General features: G+C 57.4%; 13 protein-coding genes. 2 read left to right on the top strand and 11 right to left on the bottom strand.

The window, feature by feature from the left end; all coding sequences use genetic code 11:
- Positions 1 to 10 precede the first annotated feature (10 nt).
- Positions 11 to 2,308 (top strand): cellulose biosynthesis cyclic di-GMP-binding regulatory protein BcsB, encoded by a 2,298-nt coding sequence (bcsB, locus tag L579_RS08055; RefSeq protein ID WP_036625822.1) that lies wholly within the window; start codon positions 11 to 13, stop codon positions 2,306 to 2,308.
- The gene (gene bcsC / locus L579_RS08050) at positions 2,301 to 5,792 is read left to right on the top strand and encodes a cellulose synthase complex outer membrane protein BcsC (RefSeq protein ID WP_021183757.1); all 3,492 of its coding nucleotides are present in this window, start codon (positions 2,301 to 2,303) and stop codon (positions 5,790 to 5,792) included. Before bcsB (L579_RS08055) ends, bcsC begins: the two co-directional genes overlap by 8 nt.
- A gap of 622 nt (positions 5,793 to 6,414) precedes the next feature.
- Here the strand turns inward: bcsC and L579_RS08045 are convergent.
- From L579_RS08045 to dppC, 11 genes are all read right to left on the bottom strand, one after another.
- Positions 6,415 to 7,422, bottom strand: a complete 1,008-nt coding sequence (locus L579_RS08045; protein ID WP_036625810.1) for a glycosyl hydrolase family 8 — start codon at positions 7,420 to 7,422, stop codon at positions 6,415 to 6,417.
- A 9-nt stretch (positions 7,423 to 7,431) separates the two neighbouring features.
- On the bottom strand, positions 7,432 to 7,878 hold the full coding sequence (gene bcsD, locus L579_RS08040) for a cellulose biosynthesis protein BcsD (RefSeq protein ID WP_021183755.1): 447 nt from the start codon (positions 7,876 to 7,878) through the stop codon (positions 7,432 to 7,434).
- Positions 7,878 to 11,681 carry a cellulose biosynthesis protein BcsC gene (locus L579_RS08035; protein ID WP_021183754.1) on the bottom strand — a complete coding sequence of 1,268 codons (3,804 nt, stop codon included), beginning with the start codon at positions 11,679 to 11,681 and terminating at the stop codon, positions 7,878 to 7,880. Before L579_RS08035 ends, bcsD begins: the two co-directional genes overlap by 1 nt.
- A gap of 11 nt (positions 11,682 to 11,692) precedes the next feature.
- Entirely contained in the window at positions 11,693 to 14,212 is a 2,520-nt protein-coding gene (gene bcsB, locus L579_RS08030) for a cellulose biosynthesis cyclic di-GMP-binding regulatory protein BcsB (protein ID WP_021183753.1), read from the bottom strand.
- Positions 14,209 to 16,314, bottom strand: coding sequence for a UDP-forming cellulose synthase catalytic subunit (gene bcsA / locus L579_RS08025; RefSeq protein WP_021183752.1), 2,106 nt, complete (start codon positions 16,312 to 16,314; stop codon positions 14,209 to 14,211). The genes bcsB (L579_RS08030) and bcsA overlap by 4 nt, the downstream gene beginning before the upstream one ends.
- 51 nt (positions 16,315 to 16,365) lie before the next feature.
- Positions 16,366 to 17,166, bottom strand: coding sequence for a cellulose biosynthesis protein BcsQ (bcsQ, locus tag L579_RS08020; RefSeq protein ID WP_036625806.1), 801 nt, complete (start codon positions 17,164 to 17,166; stop codon positions 16,366 to 16,368).
- Positions 17,157 to 17,828, bottom strand: a complete 672-nt coding sequence (bcsO, locus tag L579_RS08015; protein WP_021183750.1) for a cellulose biosynthesis protein BcsO — start codon at positions 17,826 to 17,828, stop codon at positions 17,157 to 17,159. The genes bcsQ and bcsO overlap by 10 nt, the downstream gene beginning before the upstream one ends.
- A 476-nt stretch (positions 17,829 to 18,304) precedes the next feature.
- Positions 18,305 to 19,624, bottom strand: a complete 1,320-nt coding sequence (locus L579_RS08010; protein ID WP_036625913.1) for an MFS transporter — start codon at positions 19,622 to 19,624, stop codon at positions 18,305 to 18,307.
- Between the two features lie 370 nt (positions 19,625 to 19,994).
- The gene (dppF, locus tag L579_RS08005) at positions 19,995 to 21,005 is read right to left on the bottom strand and encodes a dipeptide ABC transporter ATP-binding subunit DppF (RefSeq protein ID WP_021183748.1); all 1,011 of its coding nucleotides are present in this window, start codon (positions 21,003 to 21,005) and stop codon (positions 19,995 to 19,997) included.
- Positions 20,995 to 21,981, bottom strand: a complete 987-nt coding sequence (dppD, locus tag L579_RS08000) for a dipeptide ABC transporter ATP-binding protein (RefSeq protein WP_021183747.1) — start codon at positions 21,979 to 21,981, stop codon at positions 20,995 to 20,997. The genes dppF and dppD overlap by 11 nt, the downstream gene beginning before the upstream one ends.
- Before the next feature lie 12 nt (positions 21,982 to 21,993).
- Positions 21,994 to 22,896, bottom strand: a complete 903-nt coding sequence (gene dppC, locus L579_RS07995; protein WP_036625803.1) for a dipeptide ABC transporter permease DppC — start codon at positions 22,894 to 22,896, stop codon at positions 21,994 to 21,996.
- Between the last annotated feature and the right edge of the window lie 3 nt (positions 22,897 to 22,899).

Raw genomic sequence — 22,899 nt, 5'->3', positions numbered from 1 at the left:
TGATATGACCATGACGAAAAAACTGAGTTGGTTCACCGCCCTGCTCCTGAGCACCGCCACACTGGCTCAGGCTGCCCCGCAACCAGCTGCTCCGATTGCGCCCCAGGCGGCGGCACAAAGCCCTCTGCCGGTGGTGAGCGACCAGACACTGCCTGGTGCACCGCTGCGCGACAGCCAACTGCTGTTCAACCTGGTTGCGCCGCCACCGGGTAGCATGACGTTGCGCGGCACCGGGCCGACCGGTCAGATTGAGTTTGGCGTGCGCAGTGATGAGGTGGTGACGCGTGCGCTGCTCACTCTCAACTATCGTCCGTCACCAGCGTTAATCCCGACGCTGTCGCAACTCAAGGTGTATCTCAACGATGAACTGGTCAGCCTGATCACCATCACCGCCGATCAGCTCGGCAAAGAGAATCAGACCCAACTGGCGATTGATCCGCGCTTTATCACTGACTTCAACCGCGTGCGGCTGGAGCTGGTTGGCCATTACGCCAACGTGTGTGAAAACCCGGCCAACAGCACCATCTGGCTGGATATCGGCAAGGAGAGCAAGCTCGACCTGACGCTGCAAAAACTGCCGCTGAAAAACGATCTGTCGCACTTCCCGGAGCCTTTCTTCGACAGCCGCGACAGCCGACCGCTGCAACTGCCGATGGTGTTCAGCGCCGCACCTGACCTGCAACAACAACGTGCCGCCGCGATTCTCGCCTCGTATTTTGGCAGCAAGGCGCAGTGGCGCGGTCAGACCTTCCCGGTGCTGTATAACCAACTGCCAAAAGAACAACACGCGGTGGTATTCGCCACTAACGATCAGCGTCCTGATTTCCTGAAGGAGATGCCGCCGGTGCAAAAGCCGACGGTAATGATGGTCAGCCAGCCGGAGAATCCGTATGAGAAGATGCTGCTGATTCTCGGTCGCGACGACAAAGATTTGCTGACCGCCGTCGAAGGCATTGCCCAGGGCGAGCTGCTGCTGCGCGGTGATACCTCAACGGTGGATGACGTCAAATTACTGGCTCCGCGTAAAGCCTATGACGCGCCGAACTGGGTACGCACCGACCGCCGCACCACCTTTGCCGAGCTGACGCAGTACCAAAACCAACTGCAATCCGACGGCCTGCAACCCAACCCGATCGCGCTGACGCTCAACCTGCCGCCGGATCTGTTCCTGGTACGTGCTCGCGGCATCGATATGGACCTGATTTATCGCTACACCTCGCCGATGCAGCAGGATGGATCGCGCCTGGCGGTACACCTGAATAACCAGTTTATGCAGGACTATCCGTTGATGCCGAAGGACACCGGCGGCAAGCAACTGCTGCATATCCCGCTGATTCAGGGCTTGCAGGACAGCAGCCGCCAGCTGACCATTCCGGCGCTGCGCCTCGGCGTGGTCAACCAACTGCGTTTTGACTTTGATTACGCCAACACCTTTATTGGCGGTACTGCCGATGGCCGTTGCGAAACCGTCACCGCCGTCGGCCATCATGTGGTGATTGACGATCACTCCAGCATCGATTTCTCCGGCTATCGCCACTACATCGAAATGCCATCGCTGGCCGCGTACGCCAACGCCGGTTTCCCTTATAGCCGCTACGCCGACATGGCGCAGTCGCTGGTACTGGTACAGCCAAAACCAGGCAGCAACGAAGTGACCACCTTGCTGAATGCGCTGGGCAGCATCGGTGCGCAAACTGGCTATCCGGCGTTGCGTGTGCAAATGAGCGACGATTGGAGCAAAGCCAAAAGCAGCGACGCCGATCTGCTGATGATCGGCAGCATCCCGGCCGATCTCCAGGATGACCGCAAGATCAATGCGCTGGTTGAGGCGGCCCGTAGCTGGATCAACATGCCAGCACGCCCCATCGCCGCACCTAACGTCCCGGTTTCTGCCAGCGATCGCGCTGTCGAAAGCCAGACCACCATCAGTTCACGCGGCCCGCTGGGCGTGATTGTCGGCTTCCAGTCGCCGTTCTTTGATCAACGTAGCGTGGTCGCCCTGCTGGCCGACAGCCCGCGTGGTTGGGATCTGCTCAACAACGCGATGCAGGATAGCGGCAAACGCGCGGCGATTTTCGGTTCGGCTTCGATCATCCGCGAGTCTGGTGTCTACAGCCTGCGGGTTGGCGATACCTATTTCGTCGGTCATCTGCCGTGGTGGGAGCGTCTGTGGAATATGCTGGCAACGCATCCGGTCTGGCTGGCGCTGTGCGCTGTGGTGGTAGTGCTGCTGTTTGCCCTGATGGCATGGCGTCTGATGCGTATGGTGAGCCGCCGTCGTCTGGCAGAAGAATACGACGATGAATAAAGCGCGCGCGCTGCGATTCGGGCTGCTGCTCAGCACCACGCTGGGGATGCTGGCGGGCGCGGTCGCCGCGCCCGTCGGTCCACAGGTTTCGCCGGTCGAATGGCTACTGATGCAGATCCGCACCGGCGAATCGACCAACAAGTATGATCTGGTGCAGCAATCGCTCTACCGGCTGGAAAAAATCGATCCTGACAACCCGCAGGTGCTGGCGGCGCAAATCCGCATGGCGCTGCGTCAGGGCGATCTGGCGAAGGCACAAACGTTACTGGATGAACTGAAACGTGTGGCACCGCAATCCGCCGCCGCCCATGAATCCGAAGCCGGTATGAAACTGATGTCAGCCGAAGGCCGTCAGCAGTTGCAACAAGCCCGACTGCTGGCGGCCGCGGGTCATATAGCGGAAGCGAAAGACGCGTGGGACGCGCTGTTTCACGGCGTGTTCCCGGATGTGAACACCGAACTGGAATACTGGCAACTGGTGGCGCGTCTGCCCGGTCAGCAGCAGACGGCCTATCGCCAATTACAGGCGCTGGAACAACGCTACCCCGGTAATATCGGCGTGGAGCTACAACTGGCGCGCATGGCCTTTGATAACAATCAGCCAGCCGCAGCGCTAACGCAACTGCGCAACCTCGCCAGGCGCGATGGTGGCCGCGATGCCGCTTCAGAACTCTGGCTACAGCAGATCCAGAATCAGCCAGTCAGCGACCAGAGTGTCGCCAGCCTGCAACAATATCTCACCGTATTTACCTCTGGCGATGCACAACAACGTGGACAGGAGGAGCTGGCGCGGCAGCAAAAACTGCTGGCCGATCCAGCCTGGCGTCAGCGCATGCGCGGGCTGGCGCTGGTTGATGCCGGAGGCGGCGCGGGGGCGATTGCCTCCCTCAGCGCGGCGCTAAAAGCCACGCCTGATGATGCCGAACTGATGGGGGCGATGGGCCAGGCCCAGGCGCGTGCCAACAACCGTGCTGCGGCCATTATGTGGTTAGAAAAAGCCATCAAACACGGTCAGGCCAGCACCCAGGTGGGGAAATGGCAGTCGTTGCTGCAAACCAACCGTTACTGGCTGGCCATCAACAACGGTGATAACGCGCTGAAAAAAGGCGATCTCAATGGGGCGGAACGTCAGTATCGCAACGCCCAGGTGATTGATAACAGCGACAGCTGGGCGCTGATCGGACTCGGCGATGTGGCGCAGGCGCGCCATAACGAAGCCCAGGCCGAACGCTACTGGCAACTGGCGCTGCGCATTGATCGTGGTAACACCACGGCGGTGCGCCGCCTGGCGGGTTTATACCAGCAACAATCCCCGGCGCGGGCGATGGCGTTTATCAACGCCCTGCCCGCCGCCCAGCAACGCGGATTAGCCGATACGCTGCGTACTCTGCGTAGCGATAGCCTGCGCGCCGAAGCTGATGCGTTAGCGGAACAGGGGCAGTGGCATCAGGCGGTGGTGAAATATCGTCAGGCGGCCCAGGATACTCCCAACGATATCTGGCTGTCGTACCGGCTGGCCGGGGCGCTACGCAACAGTGGCGAAGCCGCGCAGGGGCGCACGGTGATGGAAGCGATGGTGCTCCAGCACCCGCAGGATCCGAGTGCGTTGTATGCCTGGGCGCTGTGGCTGTCTTCCGGCGATGAGGATGACGCGGCGCTGGCGGCGCTCAATCGCCTGCCGCAGGCGCGCTGGGATGACAACATGCATGAACTGGCCGATCGGCTGAATCAGCAAAAAGTCTTTGCCCGCGCCAATGCGCTACGCGATGGCGGCAATGAAGCGGCAGCGATCGCGTTGTTAAAACAACAACCCACCTCTTCACGCCGTGATATCACGCTGGCCGACTGGGCGCTGGAGCGCGGCGATGCACGCACAGCGCTGGCGGGTTACCAGCAGGTGCTGCACCAGGATGCGCATAATAACGACGCCGCCCTCGGACGTATTGAAGCGTTGATTGCGCTGAAACGTCCACAGGAAGCGCGTCAGGCGTTACAAAGCTTGCCGGATAGCGTGGCAGAAGAAAGTATCAACAGCGGGCGTCGGGTGGCGCTTGCCTGGCAAAACAGCGGCGACAACCTGCGGGCGCAGCGGCTATTTAACACGTTAAAAACCCGCGCCGCCCAGGAAGCGCCCTCGCAAAGCAAAGCGTTGGTGTATCGCGATGCCGCTCGGCTGGAAACCCAGTTACGCCAGCCCGCACAGGCGCAGCAGGATTACCGGCTGGCGATGGCTGCCAGCGGCATCAGCGCAACCGTGCCAGAGGATAACGACAGCTACACCCGGCTGACCCGTAATCAACCGCAGGATGACTGGCTGAAGCGCGGTATTCGCAGCGATGCCGCCGATCTTTATCGCCAGCAGGACACCACCGTCACGCTGGAACAGGATTACTCGCGCGACAAGGGCACCGGTGGCCGCTCAGATTTTACTGCGCACACCACCATGTTGCAGGCGGAGACGCCGCTGGCCGATGGTCGTAGTTTTGTCCGCGTCGATCATGTGCTGGTGTCGGCAGGCACCTTTGCCACCGAAAACAACAGCCACAACGATCGCTTCGGTAGTTGTAATGATGCCAATTCCGGCGGCTGTAGCCGCGATTTCACCCAGCGCGATGAAGGTACGGCGATTGGCGTAGGCTGGCATAACGACCGCTGGTCCGGCGATATCGGTACCACGCCGCTCGGCTTTGAAGTCACCAACTGGGTAGGCGGTCTGAGCTGGAAAACCGATGTGGACGATATTGGCGTCACCCTGACGGCCTCCCGTCGCCCGATCTCCAGCTCGCTGCTGGCCTATGCGGGCGCACGCGATCCCGCCACTAACGGCGGCAAAACCTGGGGCGGCGTGGTCGCCACTGGCGGTTCGCTCGGGTTGAGTTATGACCAGGGCGGCGCACATGGCGTCTGGGCAGATCTCAGCGCGCATCAACTGACCGGGGAAAATGTCGCAGACAACACCCGCGAACGTATGATGGCGGGTTACTACTACAAGTTGATTAACGAGGACAACCGCCGCGCCACCGTTGGCCTGAACAGTATGCTGTGGCACTACCAGAAGGATTTAAGCGATTACACCTTCGGTCAGGGTGGCTACTACAGCCCGCAGCAATATCTGTCGTTCTCGGTGCCGGTGACATATCGCCAGCGTACCGAGAACTGGTCATTTGATCTCGGCGGCTCGGTATCCTGGTCGCATTCCAAAACCGATGCGCAGCAGCGTTATCCGGTCAATCCGGGGTTTGAACTGGCGTCGAATCCGTACTCAGACAGCAGTTCCGGCAGCGGCGTGGGTTATACCCTACAGGCGATTGTGGAGCGGCGCGTAACCCCGCATTGGTTTGTTGGGGTGGCGATGGATATTCAGCAGGCGAAAGATTACACCCCAAGCCACGGATTGCTGTATGTGCGTTATTCGATGGCGGGCTGGAACGGTGATATGGATATGCCGCCGCAACCGTTGATTCCGTATGCGGATTTTAAATGATGGGTTCACCAGGCAGTGGTCTGGATCTGAGAAGGTTCCGCCCGCCAGGCATTAAGTAGTTTCAGCCGCAACGTGCAGGCGGACGGGCAAAAGTCCGAAGGCGCGGACCTTTGCAATCCGCGCCCTGCGGCGTCCTCGCGCAGCGCATAGCGCTGTGCCCTCGCTTATCACTCAGGCCACACGGCACGCGCGGATTCGCCATCCCTGGCTCATTCCGCTCTCTCGCCGCATCCATGCGGCTCGGCCTGGCCTTCCCTCTGCGCTCAGCGCTGCGGATGCCGCCCACCCCATCGCCTGAAAGCCAGGTGCTCTCTTAATTGCGCGATAAATCGCGCCGCTACAAATGGCAGCACGTTACCCGTAGCGGCGCGATTTATCGCGCAGACAGCAATGATTAAATCACCAAAAAAAGCACAAGTCATGCAGCGGGGATGAGCCGCATAAATGCGGCGAAAGGCAGCGTTGAGTTGTAGCGGCGCGATTTATCGCGCAAAAAAAGAAGCTGGCGCAGGGCCGGGGAGTGCAGAGGGCGCGGCCAGGCGCCCTTTGCTCGGTCGCCGCATCGGCGAACTGAAACTACATCAGCCTGTGGCGAACGAAACCGCCCCCAAACTTCAGCGCATCAGCGCCTTTCCTGATATGCCATCCAGGTCAGCAACTGCAAACTGGCAGAAAAGTAGTTCTGATCCGGTGCCAGCCGGTCACTGAGATAACCCGTCTCGCTCAGCGTCAAATCCCTAATCGCCAGCAAGCCGCCGTCGAGGTTATAAGGCGCGGGCGTGTTCGCCAGCACATCAAACCACGCCGGGGTGGTTAAGCGCCCATAGGCCTGCCAGACACGCTGGTAGGGCACCAGACGCAGGCTTTGCGGATCGTACCACCAGATATTCAGTGGGATACGAATCGCGTCATAGCTAAAGCGGTTGGAATACCCGACCGCTGGCGCAACCGAGCCATCCGCATTCAGCGCCACCCAATCGAGCGGCAAACCGCTTTTGCCGAAATGCATATCGCCCAGCAGGTCCATGCCATCATCAATCAACTGATTCCAGACGCGCAAATGGCTGTGCTCAGCAAACTCACGCCATGCCGGGAACAGGAAATAGGACGGATTGAGTACGATAAAACTGGTTTTATTGAAACCCTGCACACCCGGCAGCATCACGGTATGCCCGGCATAGGTGATCACGTTGTGCTTCACAATCGCCCGCTGGATACGATCAGACGCCTGCTGGTAACTGGCAGAGGACCACTTCTGCGCCCCACGCTGCAACGCCCAGGCAATCAGGACATCACCATCCGATGCGTTATTTTTGTCAGCGACGGGATCGGTCGCACCCGGGGTATAACGCCAGTAGAACAGATCGTTTTGCGGATTGCGCAGATGGGTCTGCGTCCACTGCCACAACTTATCAAAGGTCGGGCGATCGTCATTGGCTACCGCCAGCAACATGCCGTAGCCCTGGCCTTCGGTGTGGCTGACGTTGTTATTGGCGGTATCACTGATACGACCATCGTTGCTCATAAAGCGACTTTTAAAGGTACTCCAGCCATCTGCGGCCGCCTGGGCACTAAAAAACATCACCATGAAACAGAGTATCCATTGACGCCAGAACGGCTTAACACTCATCTCAGCTTCCTATTGATATCGGTAGTGCAGCGTACTGCCATCAAGCTTTTCAAGGGTAAGAGGAACCTTGACGCTGCCGCCCTGGTCCTGAAGCCAGCGGGCGTACACCCCGGCCAGCACGGCGCTGAATGCCAACTGCCAGCGTTCGCTATTCACCCGGTTGTCTCCCGCCGGTAACGCATGGTGCTGAATCAGAATGGCGTTCTCCATCGGCTGTAATTGGGCAAAGCCCCAGCTAAAACGCGCCAGCTGCAAATTCATTTCACGCTCCAGATCCTGAACGGTGCGCGCCTCCGCCAAAGGATAGCGCGCCGCCAGCGATTCGCCCACCTGGTTGAGGAAACCTTCGGCTTCCTCTCCGGCATTATCCAGCATGCCTTCAATCATCACGCTGACCAGATCGAACCAGCCCGGCTGATGCGGGTGATTGACGCGGGCTGCCAATTGCTCACTCATTAGTTGTCTCCGAACATGTAGCGGAAGTACAGATTCGCGGTAGTCTCGTTGTAATCACCGAAGGTGTCATAGCCTAACTGACCACCCAGGGTGAGATCTTTGTTGATCTTATAGTCAGCCCCGGCATGCAGGTTATAACCAATGCCGTTTTTGCTATCGCCTTCGTAGTAGGCGCTCTTGACGTAACCCGCATCCGCCATTGCCTGCAACTGAGATTGCAATGAAGGATCATTCGGGAAGTAAGCGCTTCTGTCCTGGCTGTAGGACTGATAACCGATCGAGCCACCGATATTCACCTTCAGGTCATCAAAGGTACGCGAGAAATCGACAGGGAACGAGATCGATGCGTAGTTCTGCGGGCTGAAATAGCCGCCCTGACCATAGCTGAAGTAGCTGAGGTTTTTCGAGAAGTCCATCCACGACAGGCTCATACCCACCTTCAGTTCGCGGTCGTCGTAATGGAACGGACGCACATAAGCACCTGCGGTGGCCTGCACGCTGTTGTTGCTGGCGACGTTCTCGCCAATATAGCTGTAGGCGCCGCCACCAACATAGAAACCGGCGTCACCGTTGTCGTAGCTCAGCAGCGCGTTGCCGCCGTTTTTCGTCACCTGGCCCCATTTCTTGCCGCTGGCGGTATCTTCTGCGCCAACATACGAAAGCAGGCTGTCCGTTACCGCACGACGCTCACCGGTCAGGATCAGCGTCAGGAAGTCAGTCAGCTTCGGCGACCACTGGATGCCACCCACCATAGTGCTGAGATCCTGGCCGAGCGGCGTACTGCCAAGGTCGATTTTGTAGCTATCGCCACGCAGCGCCATATTCAACTCAACCCCGTTGCCTTTCTGCGAATTGGTCGAAGAAGAAGGCACATCGGTGACTTCAGCATCACCCGCCGCAACCACGCCGCCCTGAATCAGCGCGTTAGTACCGAAACGACGCCAGGCATCGCCCGCGGCACTGCCCGCCGACAGGGAAATCGGCGTCATGGTAAAGTCGAAGCGCGAATCACCAAACGGCACGGTGGAGAAGGTCAGCGGTGCTTTGGCTTCGGTCAACTTACTCAGCCCCGATTCGCCATCACGTCCACGTACCTGCAACTGGCCCTGAGTCCAGGTGCCGGTTTTCTCCTGCAAATCGTCCATCATATCGTCGATCTGCTTCAGTGTACGGCTCTGCTGCACCGCCGGGGTATTGCTCGCCAGCGTTACGCCACTGGCGCTGCTGGTGACATCCGGCGAGGATTGCCACGGCATCACCGTACCGTAGCTGGAAGGCGTGCGCCCTACCGGTGAGGTGCTGCGGTTGATAAACGGGTTATCCGCCAACGCCAGACCACCCACGGTCGGTACGCTGCCGGTTTGTGCACCCTGCAAGCCAATCAACTGGCCGCGGGCGGTGCGCAGATAACTCATCGCCTGGCTGTGCTCACCGTTGGCTTCCGCCACTCGCGCCAGCAACAGCAGACGGTCCGGCGTTTGCTCATTACGCAGGCCACGCGTCAGGGTATTGGCTTTCTGCACATCGTTCTGTGCCAGCGCCACATTGATCGCCCCTTCACGCGCATCCTGGGTCGGGGTGTCCTGGGTCATCAGGTAGTCATACACCACGCCCGCTTCTTTGTTCATCTTGCCGGATTGGTACAGACGCGCCATCGCGAACATCAGATCGCGGTTCTGCGGATCGTGTTGCAGCGCCCCCACCAGTTTGTCATAAGCGGCGGCGTATTGTTTCTGCTCACGCAGGCGATCCACTTCGTTGATAACGTAGCCGTTGCGAATACCGGCCAACTGCGTCGGCGTACTGCGTGCCTGCAATTCCGGGCTGCTGAGGAAGCTCTGCGCTTCGGTGGTCAAACCGGCCTGATTGAGGACCGCCACCTGCGCAGCGTAATCGCCGGCGTTGCCCTGCACGCCGCGCTGCATATTGCTACGCACCACGGACACCGCGGTGGTGAGGTCACCCGCTTTCGCCAGTTTCTGCGCCAGATTACCCGCGTCCACCGGATTCGCTGGCGGATTCGACGCCAGCGCGCGCAGCGTATTCGCTGCTGCGGCATTCGAACCCTGTGCCAGATACTGATCGGCGGTGTTCATTTGCAGGTTAAAGTTCACGCGTTGCGCCAGTTCACGCATGTCGCTGCTTTTGCTGCTGTTGGGAATGCGCGCCAGCAGCAGGCTGGCCTGTTGCCAGGCACCGCTTTCGCTGGCATTCAACGCACCGGCGTAGAGTTCATTGGTGCTGGCACCGGTACGCATGGTCGGCTGCATAATATTCGCCGCCATCATGCTATCGCCCTGACCACGATAGATGCGCGCCAGATCGAGACGCAGCCAGCCATCGTTAGGGTTACGCGCGATGCCCTGTTGCAGGGTGGCAATCGCCGCAGCATTGTTACCTGCCGCCAGCTCACGCTTCGCCTGCTGGCGGATTGGATCGGTGCTGCTGCCGCGCGGTGCCACGCTCTGACGCACGCTGTCCGGCAGCGAGGCCAACAACGTATTGGCTTCGGCGCTACGATTCTGCTGACGCAGCACGTAAAACAACCCTTCTTTCGCGTTACGGTTATCCGGCTCGCTTTGCAGGATCGAACGGTAAGTTTGCTCCGCCTGCGGTAACTGATTGGTACGACGCAGCACATCTGCGCGGAATAATTTGGCTGAAGTGCCTTTCTCGCCTTCAGCCTGAGTCAGTGGCTCGCTCAACGCCAGCGCCTGAGCGCTGTCGCCATTCTTCAGTGCCTGCTGGGCCGTTGCCAGTTGCGCATAGAAACGGGCATCAGCCGCCTGTTTCTGGCGCTGTTCGCTCTGATCCCCGCCCAACTGCGCAGCGCGCGTCAGGTAATCAGCCGCTTCAGAATAACGTCCGGCGCGCTGCGCCACGTAACCCATACCGGCCAGCGCATCGGCATCCTGCGGGTTGGCCTGCAACACTTTCTGGAAGTTGTTCTGGGCGCTGCTGACATCGCCGCTGTTCAGGGCCGTAAAGCCAGCCCCTTTCTCCGCGCCGCCGACATTTTTACGGTAATAATCCATCACCGTGTTGTCCTGCGGATGGCGTTGCTGCCAGGTCTGATACAACGACGCATCAGAAGCCTGCGGGCCAAGCCACAGCAGCGCCTGGCGCAGCGAACGGTCAGCATCTTTGTTGCCATCGGCCATCGTCGCCAGCAGATCGATACCTTCGCGACGTGTCGATTCCTGGTACGTCATTGCCTTACCCAGCGCCAGTTTGGCCCCGGTATCCTGCGGATGTTCGGCGGAGAATTGACGCAACGCTTCGACCGCCTGCGGTAGCATCGATCGGTCACCGGCCATTGTCAGATAATATTCGGCAGCGACACTCGGCGGCGGCTCATTGCCGCTAAAGGTATTGCGCCAGGTTTGCAAAGCTGCGGCGATGTTGCCACTGCGCGCCTGCTGACGCGCCAGTGACAACTGTGACTGCGGGATACTTTGCAGCTGGCGAGCGTTATCAAGCTCCGTCAGATGCGCATCGTTGGGCGACACCTGGTTCAGGCGGGCGCGCCATTGCGCGGCGCCCACGTTATCGCCACTTTGCTGGGCATATAACGCCAGCAGGTACAGCGCCTGGGTGTTATTGGGTTCCACCATCAGCACTTTTTGCAGCGAGGCCTGGGCTAAATCGTCATGCGCTTTCTGGTGCCAGTAAGCCGCCTGATCGAACAGCGCTTGTAACGCAGGGTTGGTGCTCTCCGCCGCCAGCAGCGGCTGAGAGAGAGTCAGTGCCCCACCCAGAATCAGGGCATGGCGAATACCGGCGCTTATCAGATGTTTTTTCATTATTTTTATCCTTACTTCTTGCCGGGCTTGCTATCACCTTGCGGGTTAAGACGTCGCCATGCATGACGTCTCAGCATCACCCAGGCACCACTGCCCACCAGCGCTGAAACCAGCAATGCGGCCAGCGCCATCAGCACGGAGTGCTGGTTGGCATACCACACCACCATCATGTACCAGGGCATTTCACCGCTCGGGAACTGCGGCCCGACGCGGAAGCTGCGGATACCGTTTTCATCGGTGATGATGGCGGTATCGCCACGAATACCGGCGTTGATACGCGCCGAGTTCAAATCGTTGTGCAGACGCAGTAACTGGTCATCGCTGGTCGCCACCGTCATCACCACCAGGCGATCGGGGTTCCACGGCGAGCGATAGCTGACAAAACCGCGCCACGCCTCGTTGGAGGAGAAGTAGCGATCGGCATCCAGTTGTTGACGATACCAGTCGCCCATCAACCAGCCGCGCAGCTTGTCCCAGGTGGTGGGGTCTTTCACGCCCAGCGTATTGCCGCTGGTTTCATACGGCGTTCCCGCCAGCATCGCCTGGTTAAAGGTGGTGTTTTGCGTGGTACTGACCGCCAGCAGGTCGCTCTGCTCCAGACGCGACAGGTTAGTGCCGCCATTCGGCATTCCGAATAACACCTGGTTCTGCGCCAGCGGCACGCCTGTGGCGTTACCGGCACGCGCTGCCATATCCAGTAGCGTGGAGATCTCGGCATCGCTTGGTTTTTCCGGCAGCAACAGCGCCGTCTGCGAGAAGTCAGCCAGACGTGTGAACGGGAAGGCAGCACCGACGAAGTACGACAGATTCGGCAGCATGGTGAAGTGGCGTGTATGGCTCAGGTCGATCGACGAGTCATCCTCAATGCGGCTCTTGATGTTGTTGTTCAGCAACACGCCGCAAGGGGCATCCGCTTTCGGCTTGATGTTGAAGTAAAGCGACAGTTGGTTGTCACCGTAAATCAGATAAGGATCGAGCTTGAGCGCATAGTTTTCCTGACGCGCATCGCCACCGAGACGATGCCAGGCACTCTCCAGCAGGCCGACTTTATTGACCGTCAGGTTGCGCAGGAAGGTGCCATTCAGCATCACGTTAAGGAACGAATTGTTCTCGTCAATCCAGCTTTCGGACGGGAAACGATAGTGCAGGTTGACCGGAATGGTGTCACCATCCCACATAAACAGATCCGGCGCGGCGCGGAAGTTCACGCTCAACGCATCGTGCCAGATACCGGTGGTGGTCAGGCTTTGATCTTTACGCAGCAGCTCGCTCAAACGTACCGGACGGCTGGTATTGATCCAGCGCGGGGCGTCATACGGCTTACGCAGCGCAATCGGCTGCGGCTGCACATTCAGGTTGCTGGCATCGGTGGTCAGCGGCTGGGTCGTCAGACGATTGGCCGCCTGACGCAGTTGCGTATCATCGGCACCGCTCACCAGCAGCAGTTTGTACACCGGGTTGAGCGGGTTATCGACCATCTGTAAGGTCGGGCCGTTGGCCGCCGGGAAAGTCAGGGGACCAATTTTATCGCCAGGATGGCCGAACAGAATGCCGTTGTGCTCCGGCAAATCACCGCGTACCACCGGGAAGCGGATGCCACGGTAATCCGACTGAATGCCCATCCAGGACGCTACCAGCGCAGCGGCGCTGACGGTATCCGGCGTCACGTTTGAGGCAAAGCCAATAGTGACGCTGGCAGGCGTCATGCGCAGCGGATCGATAAACGGACGCGGGAAGTTGCGCAGGCTGGTGCCGATGTTCAACTGCTGGCCTTCCATGCTCAGCGTGGTTTTCGGCAGGATGGTCACCTGATATTGCTGCGCGCTCTCTTTCTCGCACAACAACTTGTCAGCATCGTTGATTTTGAAACTCAGGTTGTTGCTGGACACTACCATCGCCGCCGGGATATCGAGCTGATAATCGCTGGTATCGCTGTCGGTGGAACCCAGTGGCAACGTACCCAATGGCTGGCCGTTCAACATCAGTTGCAGCGAAGTATTACGCGATGCCAGTGCAGCAGAAACACGCAGCGACAGGTTGAGGCGCGCATTGGTGATCACCTCATCACCCGGCAGGGTAAACACGATGCCGGACTGCAACTGACCACCGGTTAACACGATGCCCTGCTTCTGGCCCATCTGTGCCACCGAAATCACGGTGCTGACCGGCTGATTCAGCGGCGCGGCGACGACCGGCGCTGGCACTGGGGCCGCAGCAGGTGTCGGCAGAACCATCTCGGGTGCCGGAGCCGGAGACTCGCTGACGGCGGCGGGTGCATCATTTTCTACCGCAGGCGTATTCTCGGCCGGTGCGCTGACCGCTGGCGTGGTTTCCGCCGGGGTATAAGGCGTGCTACCTGCCGCCTCTTTCAGTTGTGCATCGGCATTGTTATCAAGGCCCTGCGGTGGCGGAATTTGCCCCAGTGCAGAGCTGTCCTGCGTTACCGTGGCTGGCGTTTCCGCCCAGGCGGGCACGAGCAGCAGCGCGGTTGCCAGCGAACTCGCCAGCAACGTTTGCGTCAAATTTTTCATGCGGCGCTGTCCTCTTTGACGGCAGGCTGAGCCTCCTGCTTGCCCTTATTACGACGATCTTTCCATGTCAGCCAGAACAGCTCGAAAACGGTACGCACAATGGTGCCGAGCGACAACAACGGATTGTCCTGCTTGTACTGCGGCTGAATCCACGCATCGGCACGCGCCAGCACCACACGCACCAGTTCGCGGCGACGCGACAGCGGCATGGCTTCGAAACGCAGACGAATGGTTTCGTCATCGCCGGAGATTTTGCTCACCGGAATGGTAATGGCACCTGATTTCAGCAGCAGATCGATCTCTTCGATTTCATCGTATTCATGACGATCATCGGGCGCGTCGAGTTGTGCGCCGCCCATCGACAGGTCGCTGGTCATGGTGCGCGACGAGATACCGCTGGCGTAGTGAATAATCGCCGGGATCTGTACTTCGATACGGATGGTTTTACGCACCTGCTTGGTTTCACGCGCTACGGCAATCGCCGCCATCAGGATAATCAGGCTGAACACCGCCCAGCCGACGTTAAGGGCAATCACGTAAGGATCCACCCCGAAGTAATCATGCATGGTGGCACGCACCACACCCGCCACAATCCCTATCGTCAGCAACGCCGCCACAATCACATGCGGACGCACGATGTGGAAATCGAAGAAGCCCTGATCCAGCACCCCGCCTTTATCGGTGACGTTGAACTTACCGTGTTTCGGCGAGAACATGGTCAAAATGGTCGGGATAACCAGGTGGAAACACATCACCGTTTCGTAAATCTCACCCCAGAAGGTGTAACGAAACCGGCCATTCATACGTGAGTTGACGTACAGCGACATCACCAGGTGCGGCAGCACGTAAGCGAAAATCAACGATGCCGACGAGTGAATGATGTTGAGGTTAAACAGCAGATACGCCAGCGGTGCCGTCAGGAACGCCACGCGCGGCAGACCAAACTGGAAGTGCAACATCGCGTTGAGGTAGCACAGGCGTTGCTGCCACTTCAGACCACGCCCGAACAGCGGGTTATCGACACGGAAAATCTGCGTCATGCCACGCGCCCAGCGGGTACGCTGAATGACGTGCAGACCCAGACGTTCGGTCGCCAGTCCAGCCGCCAGTGGAATCGACAGGAAGGCAGAACCCCAGCCAAGACGCTGCATTTTCAATGCGGTGTGGGCATCTTCGGTAACGGTTTCCACCGCAAACCCGCCAATCTCCTCCAGCGCGCTACGGCGAATCACCGCACAGGAACCGCAGAAGAAGGTCGCGTTCCAGTTATCGTTGCCTTGCTGCACCGGGCCGTAGAACAGCGAACCTTCGTTCGGGATGCTGCGCGCTGCGCGCAGGTTACGTTCGAACGGATCGGGTGAGTAGAAGTAGTGTGGCGTTTGCAACAGCGCCAGCTTCGGATCTTTCAGGAACGGTCCCACCGTCGCTTGCAGGAAAGTACGGGTGGCAACGTGGTCACAGTCAAATACGCAAATCAGCTCACCTTTCGTGATTTTCATCGCATGGTTGAGGTTACCGGCTTTCGCATGGCGGTTGTCGTCACGGGTGATATAACCGACCCCGACGTCTGCCGCAAACATGGCAAATTCACTACGTTTGCCGTCATCCAGCAAATAAATTTTCAGCTTGTCGCGCGGGTAATCAATACACTGTGCCGCCAGAACGGTATCACGTACCACATCGAGGCTTTCATTATAAGAAGGCACATACACATCGACCGTTGGCCACAGGCTGGTATCTTCCGGCAGCGGTTCAATGGTGCGTTTTAATGGCCAGGTGGTTTGCAGGAAACCCAGAATTAAGATCAGCCAGACGTACAATTCGGCAAGATATAAACCGATACCGAGAATGGCTTCAATCTCGGAATTAAAGTGCAACGTCTCCGTGGTGCGCCACCAGATATAGCGGGTCGACATCAGGGCGGAGAGGATGACCATCACCACGGTTATTTTACGGCTTTTGCTTAAGCCCATTAAAAACAGCATGCCAATGCTGATTAAGCCAAAGATATATTGTTTCTGGCTATCCATCGGCGTGATGATGATTACCGCTGCGACCGGTGCAAGCACCAGCAGCAGCAGGTAAAACGCGAGTTTACTCATGATTCACCTGCGGAGCTGTGTTGTTATTATTCGCCTGACAATGCCAGGCTATTAATAATGACTGCGAATGGGTGCCTGAACTTCACCGTTGCCCACGGAGATATTCAGAATATTGGAGACACGCTTGGCAACCAGCTCAATATCAAACGCTGCCGCAGATGCAGGGCTGAAATCAAAAACAGATTGCTGTGACGCATTGGCTTCCGCGACGCTTTCATCCCGGTGCACCACACCCAATAAATTGTCACCCAGACGATGCTGCATAAAAGCGGTGACATCACGGCTTATATTGCGGCGGTTATCGCTCTGGTTGAGCACAAAATAGTGTCCACGTTTATTATTTAGTGGCTGACCAATCATGCGGTCGTTTTCAATTTGCGGCAGTAAAGACACCGAAGCGGTGTCCGCCAGCATCACCACTAAATGCATATCGGCAAGTGCCGTCATCGCCTTCAACGCCGGACCTGGCCCTGGCGGAAAATCCGCGATGATGACCAGGCCGGGATAATTAAGTACCGTATCCAGGCCGCGTTTCAGGAAATGCGGATCTTTACTCAGGTTCTCTTCAAAACGTTCGCGCTGTTGTTCCGTGACCTCGCCATATGGCATGACAAAAATATTGCCGCCGGTGGTGAGAATCGACTGACTCCAGTCGGCTTGTTCTTCGGAACGCGCCACAAAACCGCGACCATCATGCAGCGGCACACCAAAATGCAGGCGCAACGCATTTTGTACGTCAAAATCAATTGCCAAAACTTTGCTGCCTGCGCGGGCCAGACTCCAGGCCAGGTTGGCTGCCATTGTGGTCTTCCCTACTCCCCCTTTAGGCGAGCACACACAAACTAACGGCATAGCGCAATCTTCTCCAGTAACGGTTTCAGTAATGTCTCTTTCGACAGGTTCACAGGCTCAGCTGGCCGCGAACGGAATAATGCGCCAAAGCGTGACGGTGCCGCAGCGGGTTGCGCCGGTGCGACTGGGGCAGCAAAAACGGGGGTCGGTGCAACGGCCACCGGTGCCGGAACCACTGCCGGCTCCGGCACCACAGCGGGTGCCACAGGCGCTTCAACCGGTTTGGGCGGTGGGGGCGGAAACAGCGACGTTGTTGCCTGCCGCTCAACATGAGTGGCTTTCGGTGCCACAGGTGTGGCTGAAGGCGAGGGTTTAGCCGGGGCTGGCGGGAACAATGATGACACCGCTGTCGGGGCCTCCCCCGCTGCTGGCGTCGCTGCCAGGCTATCCAGAATCGAGCCCCGTACGCTACTGGCGACCGGCGCGACCTGCGGTTGTTGTGGTGGTGCATCGAATTCGTTGCCGCGAATCGGCTGTGGCTGCGGCAGATCGATACGCTGGCCGCCGCCTAACGTTTCCTGATCTTCATCAGCAGCCAGCTGACGGATAATCGCCCACTGACTCTGGTCGGCTTCCTGCGTTTGCCCGGACATATCCTTAAAAGCGATATCCAGCGTCTGCGTTTTTTCCTTAAAACGCTGCAAATCGTCGTAGTTCTTCATGACCAGGGGCCTGTAAAAGGAGGGGGGGGAATTTTTCGCGAATATATCACATACATTAAAACACAGTGAGAGAAATCTGATTATTAAAACGCCGAATTCAATAAAAGAGTTTTATCTTTGTGATTGAAAAAAGGTAGCAAAATAACTCTCCTTCTGCTTATGACCTGAAATTAATTAATATCGGTTAACTGAAATAATCACGCAGTTCATCTTTTCGTAACTCACTGAAATATCTCTAAGCCTCTGCAAGTTACGGATTTTTCACCTGTGTGATTAATCTCACACAAATTTGACAAAATTCAGAATTTGTCTTAACGCTCGAAACAATTTTTAATGCCAGCGCATGACAGATGAAATGCGGTAATGGATTTTGTTAATGTTCAGTGAACAAGACAATTGGCGTTAATTTTTCTGAAGTATAGGCGGGAATTTGGATAGGAGTGAACAATCGGCCAGAAAGGCTGGCCGATTGATAATTAGAGTTGTTGCGTCTGTGCCTGAATCACGGTTTCACGTTTTACCCGACTGGCGCAGAATATCGCCAACAGCGAAATCACCACGGTAACCGCCAGATACCAGGCCACCGGAACCCAGTCCCCGTTATATTTTGCCAACAGGCCGGTCGCGATAAGCGGTGCGGTGCCACCCGCCAGCGCTGCGCCAAGCTGGTAGCCAAGGGTAATCCCGGTATAACGAACATTGGCGCTGAAAATTTCGGAACAGAGCGTACCAAGCACTGCCGTTACTGGCGCCCAAAGCACACCAAAGGCGATGACCGTCGCCAGCACGATACCCCAGGTCGTTTTGGTATCCAGCAGCATAAACCAGGGCACGATAAACAACCCGAGCATGAAAACGCTCACCGCATACATGCGCTGACGACCGATTTTGTCGGATAGCAGCCCCATTAATGGAATCATCAGAGTGGCGACCAGCGCACCCAATGTCACCGCTTCCAGCGCTTGCGATTTTTGGTAGCTCAATGTCGTTGTGGCATAGCTCACCACAAAGGTTGAGAAAATATAGAAAGGTGCGGTTTCCACCACTTTAAGCCCGGCGGCAATCAGCACTTCACGCCAGTGATGCTTCAACGTCTCGCGTAAAGGCGCTTTGGCAACCTGGCCTGCTTGTTTGACGCGTTTGAAGTCGGGCGTTTCGTCGATATCTTTCCTGATCCACAGCCCCAGGAATACCAGGATAGAACTTAATAAAAACGGAATGCGCCATCCCCAGGAGAGAAATGCGTCTTCACTGAAAAGCGTCATCAGTGAGACGATAAAGGTCGCCATCAACATCCCGATGGTGACACCGGCCTGGGGAATGCTGCCAAAAAAGCCTTTGCGTTTCGCCGGTGCATACTCATAGGCCAGCAGCAGCGCGCCACCCCATTCACCTCCAATGCCCATACCCTGAATGATGCGCATCAGAATAAGCAACACCGGTGCCCAAATGCCGATCATGTCATAGGTGGGCAACAATCCGATCATCACGGTCGCACCGCCCATCAGCGACAACGTTAACACCAGCGTTTTTTTCCGGCCGATACGATCGCCAATATGGGCGAACAACACACCGCCAATCGGACGGATAAAGAAGGTGAGGGAAAAGGAAAGATAAGAAAGGATTAAGCCAATAACCGGATCGACCATTGGAAAAAAAATCTTGTTAAACACCAGCGCCGCCGCCGTGCCGTAGAGGAAGTAATCGAACCACTCGATTGAACTGCCTGTCAGGCTGGCGATTAACACCTTCTTGTTTTTTCGTAAAACCGCCGTGCTGCTTTCATGTTGTGTCATAACCAGTAACCCCGCCAAATGGATGATTTGCACAGGTGTCACCTGGCGCGCTTCAGGTGCAACCCGCAGGACGAAAAAGGTTGTCAAAGTGTGAAGCAAATTAGGTTGTCTGGTTACATTTGACAAGCCAGCAGGCGTTTAAACTGGTCAGATCTCGGATAAGTTTACAGCATACACATCCTTTAAATTAATAATTTAAAGCCTAAAATTCTGCAAACAAATTTAACAATAGCGGGCTATGTAGGTGCAACCCGTTTGTTTTTGGTTGTTTCTGGTTATTTCAAAATAATGACAAAATCGGCGTCGTGAAGCGCAACCCGCACACAAGAAAAAGGCCCCGTCTGGGGCCTTTGTCACTCGCTGTCACAGGTTACGCGCCAGCGATGGGCTGGTTCTCATCTTGGTCTACGGCAAAGCAGGCAATTTGCTGCTCACCGTAAGTTTTCAACTTGGGCTGCAACTGTACACAGGTGCCAAAACGGCGACGACAGCGCGCGTTGAAGGCACAACCTGGCGGCGGGTTAAGCGGGCTGGGTAGCTCGCCGGTCAGTTTGATACGTTCACGACGTTCATCCGGATTGAGGCGTGGCGTGGCCGACAACAACGCCTGAGTGTAGGGATGGCGCGGGTTGCTGAAAATCGCCTCTTTGCTCCCCTTCTCTACGCAGCGGCCAAGGTACATCACCATCACTTCATCGGCGATGTGTTCCACCACCGACAAATCATGAGAGATGAACACATAGGAAAGACCGAGATCCTGTTGCAGGTCCATCATCAGGTTCAGTACCTGCGCACGCACCGAGACGTCGAGCGCCGATACCGGTTCATCGGCGATCAGCACATCCGGGTCCAGCATCAGGCCGCGGGCAATGGCGATACGCTGACGCTGACCGCCGGAAAACATATGCGGGTAGCGATCGTAATGTTCGGTTTTCAGACCAACCTTAGCCATCATCTCCAGCGTTTTTTCCCGACGTTCCGCTTTGGTCAACGTGGTGTTGATTACCAGCGGCTCTTCCAGAATCTGGCTGATTTTTTTGCGTGGATTCAGCGAACCATAGGGGTTCTGGAACACAATCTGGATTTTCTGGCGACGCAGTTTCTGCGCCTGCGGGTCATGCTTCAGCAAATCCTGACCATGCCAGTACAACTCGCCTTCGGTTGGGGTTTCAATCATGGTCAGCAGACGGCCCAGCGTGGATTTACCACAGCCCGACTCCCCGACCACCGCCAGCGTTTTGCCGCGTTCCAGATTGAACGATACGCCATCCAATGCTTTGACCAGACGCTCCTGGCCGAACAACCCTTTCTTCACCGGGTAGTGTTTTTTCAGGTCAATCGCCTGTAGCAGGTAATCCTGCTGTGTTTTCTCATGACTCATAAGTCGGTCTCCCGGCATCATCCAGTGGGAAGTGACATTTGGACTGACGGCCCGGAATGTCGCGCAGTTCAGGCTCTTCGCTACGGCAACGATCGGTCACGTAGGGGCAGCGCGGATTCAACAGGCAGCCGGTTGGGCGGTCGTATTTACCCGGCACCACGCCCGGCAGCGAGGCCAGACGCGCTTTATCCGCCGCGAATTCCGGCAACGCACGCAGCAGCGCCTGGGTATAAGGATGACGCGGGGCTTTGAAGATATCCGCCGCTTTGCCGCTTTCCACCACTTGTCCGGCATACATAACGATGATGTGCTGCGCCGCTTCCGCCACCAGCGCCAGGTCATGGGTGATCAGGATCAGCGCCATGTTCTCCTGCTTTTGCAGCTCCAGCAGCAGTTCAATGATCTGCGCCTGGATGGTCACATCGAGCGCGGTGGTGGGTTCATCGGCGATCAGCAGCTTAGGTTTGCAGGCGATCGCCATGGCGATCATCACACGCTGGCTCATCCCGCCCGACAGCTGATGCGGATACACATCCAGACGTGAAGCCGGATCGGGAATCCCCACCTGCTCCAGCAGATCAATCGCGCGCTGACGGCGGGTGCTACGGCTACCGCCCTGATGCACCTTCAGCGCTTCCATAATCTGGAAACCCACGGTGTAACACGGGTTAAGGCTGGTCATCGGGTCCTGGAAGATCATCGCCACTTCCGCACCCACCAGCTGGCGGCGCTCTTTTTCGGAGATGCGTTGCAGGTCGCGCTGGTTGAATTCCAGCTTCTCTGCCATCACCCGACCGGGATAATCAATCAGGCCCATAATCGCCAGCGAGCTAACCGATTTACCGGAACCAGACTCACCGACAATGCCGACCACCTGGCCCTGCTCAACCTGATAGCTGATACGGTCAACCGCACGGAACGGTGTTTTTTCGTCGCCGAAATGCACCGACAGTTTTTCTACATTTAATAACGCCATCTCGGTGCCTCTTTACTGCTTGAGTTTCGGGTCGAGTGCATCACGCAAACCATCGCCCATGAGGTTGAATGCCAGAACCGTGAGCAGGATGACCACTCCAGGGAAGGTCACGACCCACCAGGCACTTTGCGCATACTGCAACACGTCGGAGAGCATGGTGCCCCACTCCGGTGTCGGCGGCTGCGCCCCCATACCGAGAAAGCCCAACGCCGCCATATCGAGGATGGCGTTGGAGAAACCTAACGACGCCTGCACAATCAACGGTGCCAGGCAGTTAGGCAGAATATTGACGAACATCTGGCGCAGCGTACCCGCACCCGCCACGCTGGAAGCGGTGACGTAATCGCGGTTCACTTCCACCAGCACCGCAGCACGCGTCAGACGGATATAGTGCGGCAATGCCACAAAGGTCAGCGCCAGCCCGGCGTTCACAATCGACGGACCAAAAATCGCCACCAGCACCAACGCCAGCAGCAGACTCGGCAGCGCCAGCATAATATCGACCAGGCGCATGATGATGGCGTCAACCACACCACCGAGGTAACCGGCCATCAGACCGAAAACCACCCCGAGGATCAGCGACAGCACCACCACCAGGCAGCCCACCAGCAGCGACAGGCGTGCGCCATACATCAGGCGCGACAGAATATCGCGGCCAACATCATCGGTACCGAGGATAAACTTCCAGGTGCCGCCTTCCTGCCACACTGGCGGATGCAGCAACGCATCGCGGAACTGTTCCGCAGGGGCATGCGGCGCCAGGAATTCAGCAAAGATGGCGATCAGCAGCATCAGGATGATGAAGACCAGGCCAATAACCGCGCCTTTATTACGTTTGAAGTAGTGCCAGAATTCCTGAATCGGGGTCATCGGCTTGGGTGCAGCGCTTACGCTTGCGGGATCAACAGCAGACATGAT

Origin of the sequence: Pantoea sp. AS-PWVM4, assembly GCF_000468095.1 — a bacterium.
In the GTDB taxonomy this organism is placed as follows: Bacteria; Pseudomonadota; Gammaproteobacteria; order Enterobacterales; family Enterobacteriaceae; genus Pantoea; species Pantoea phytobeneficialis.
Note: the sequence above shows the minus strand (reverse complement) of the source record. Positions and strands in the feature narration are given on the sequence as shown.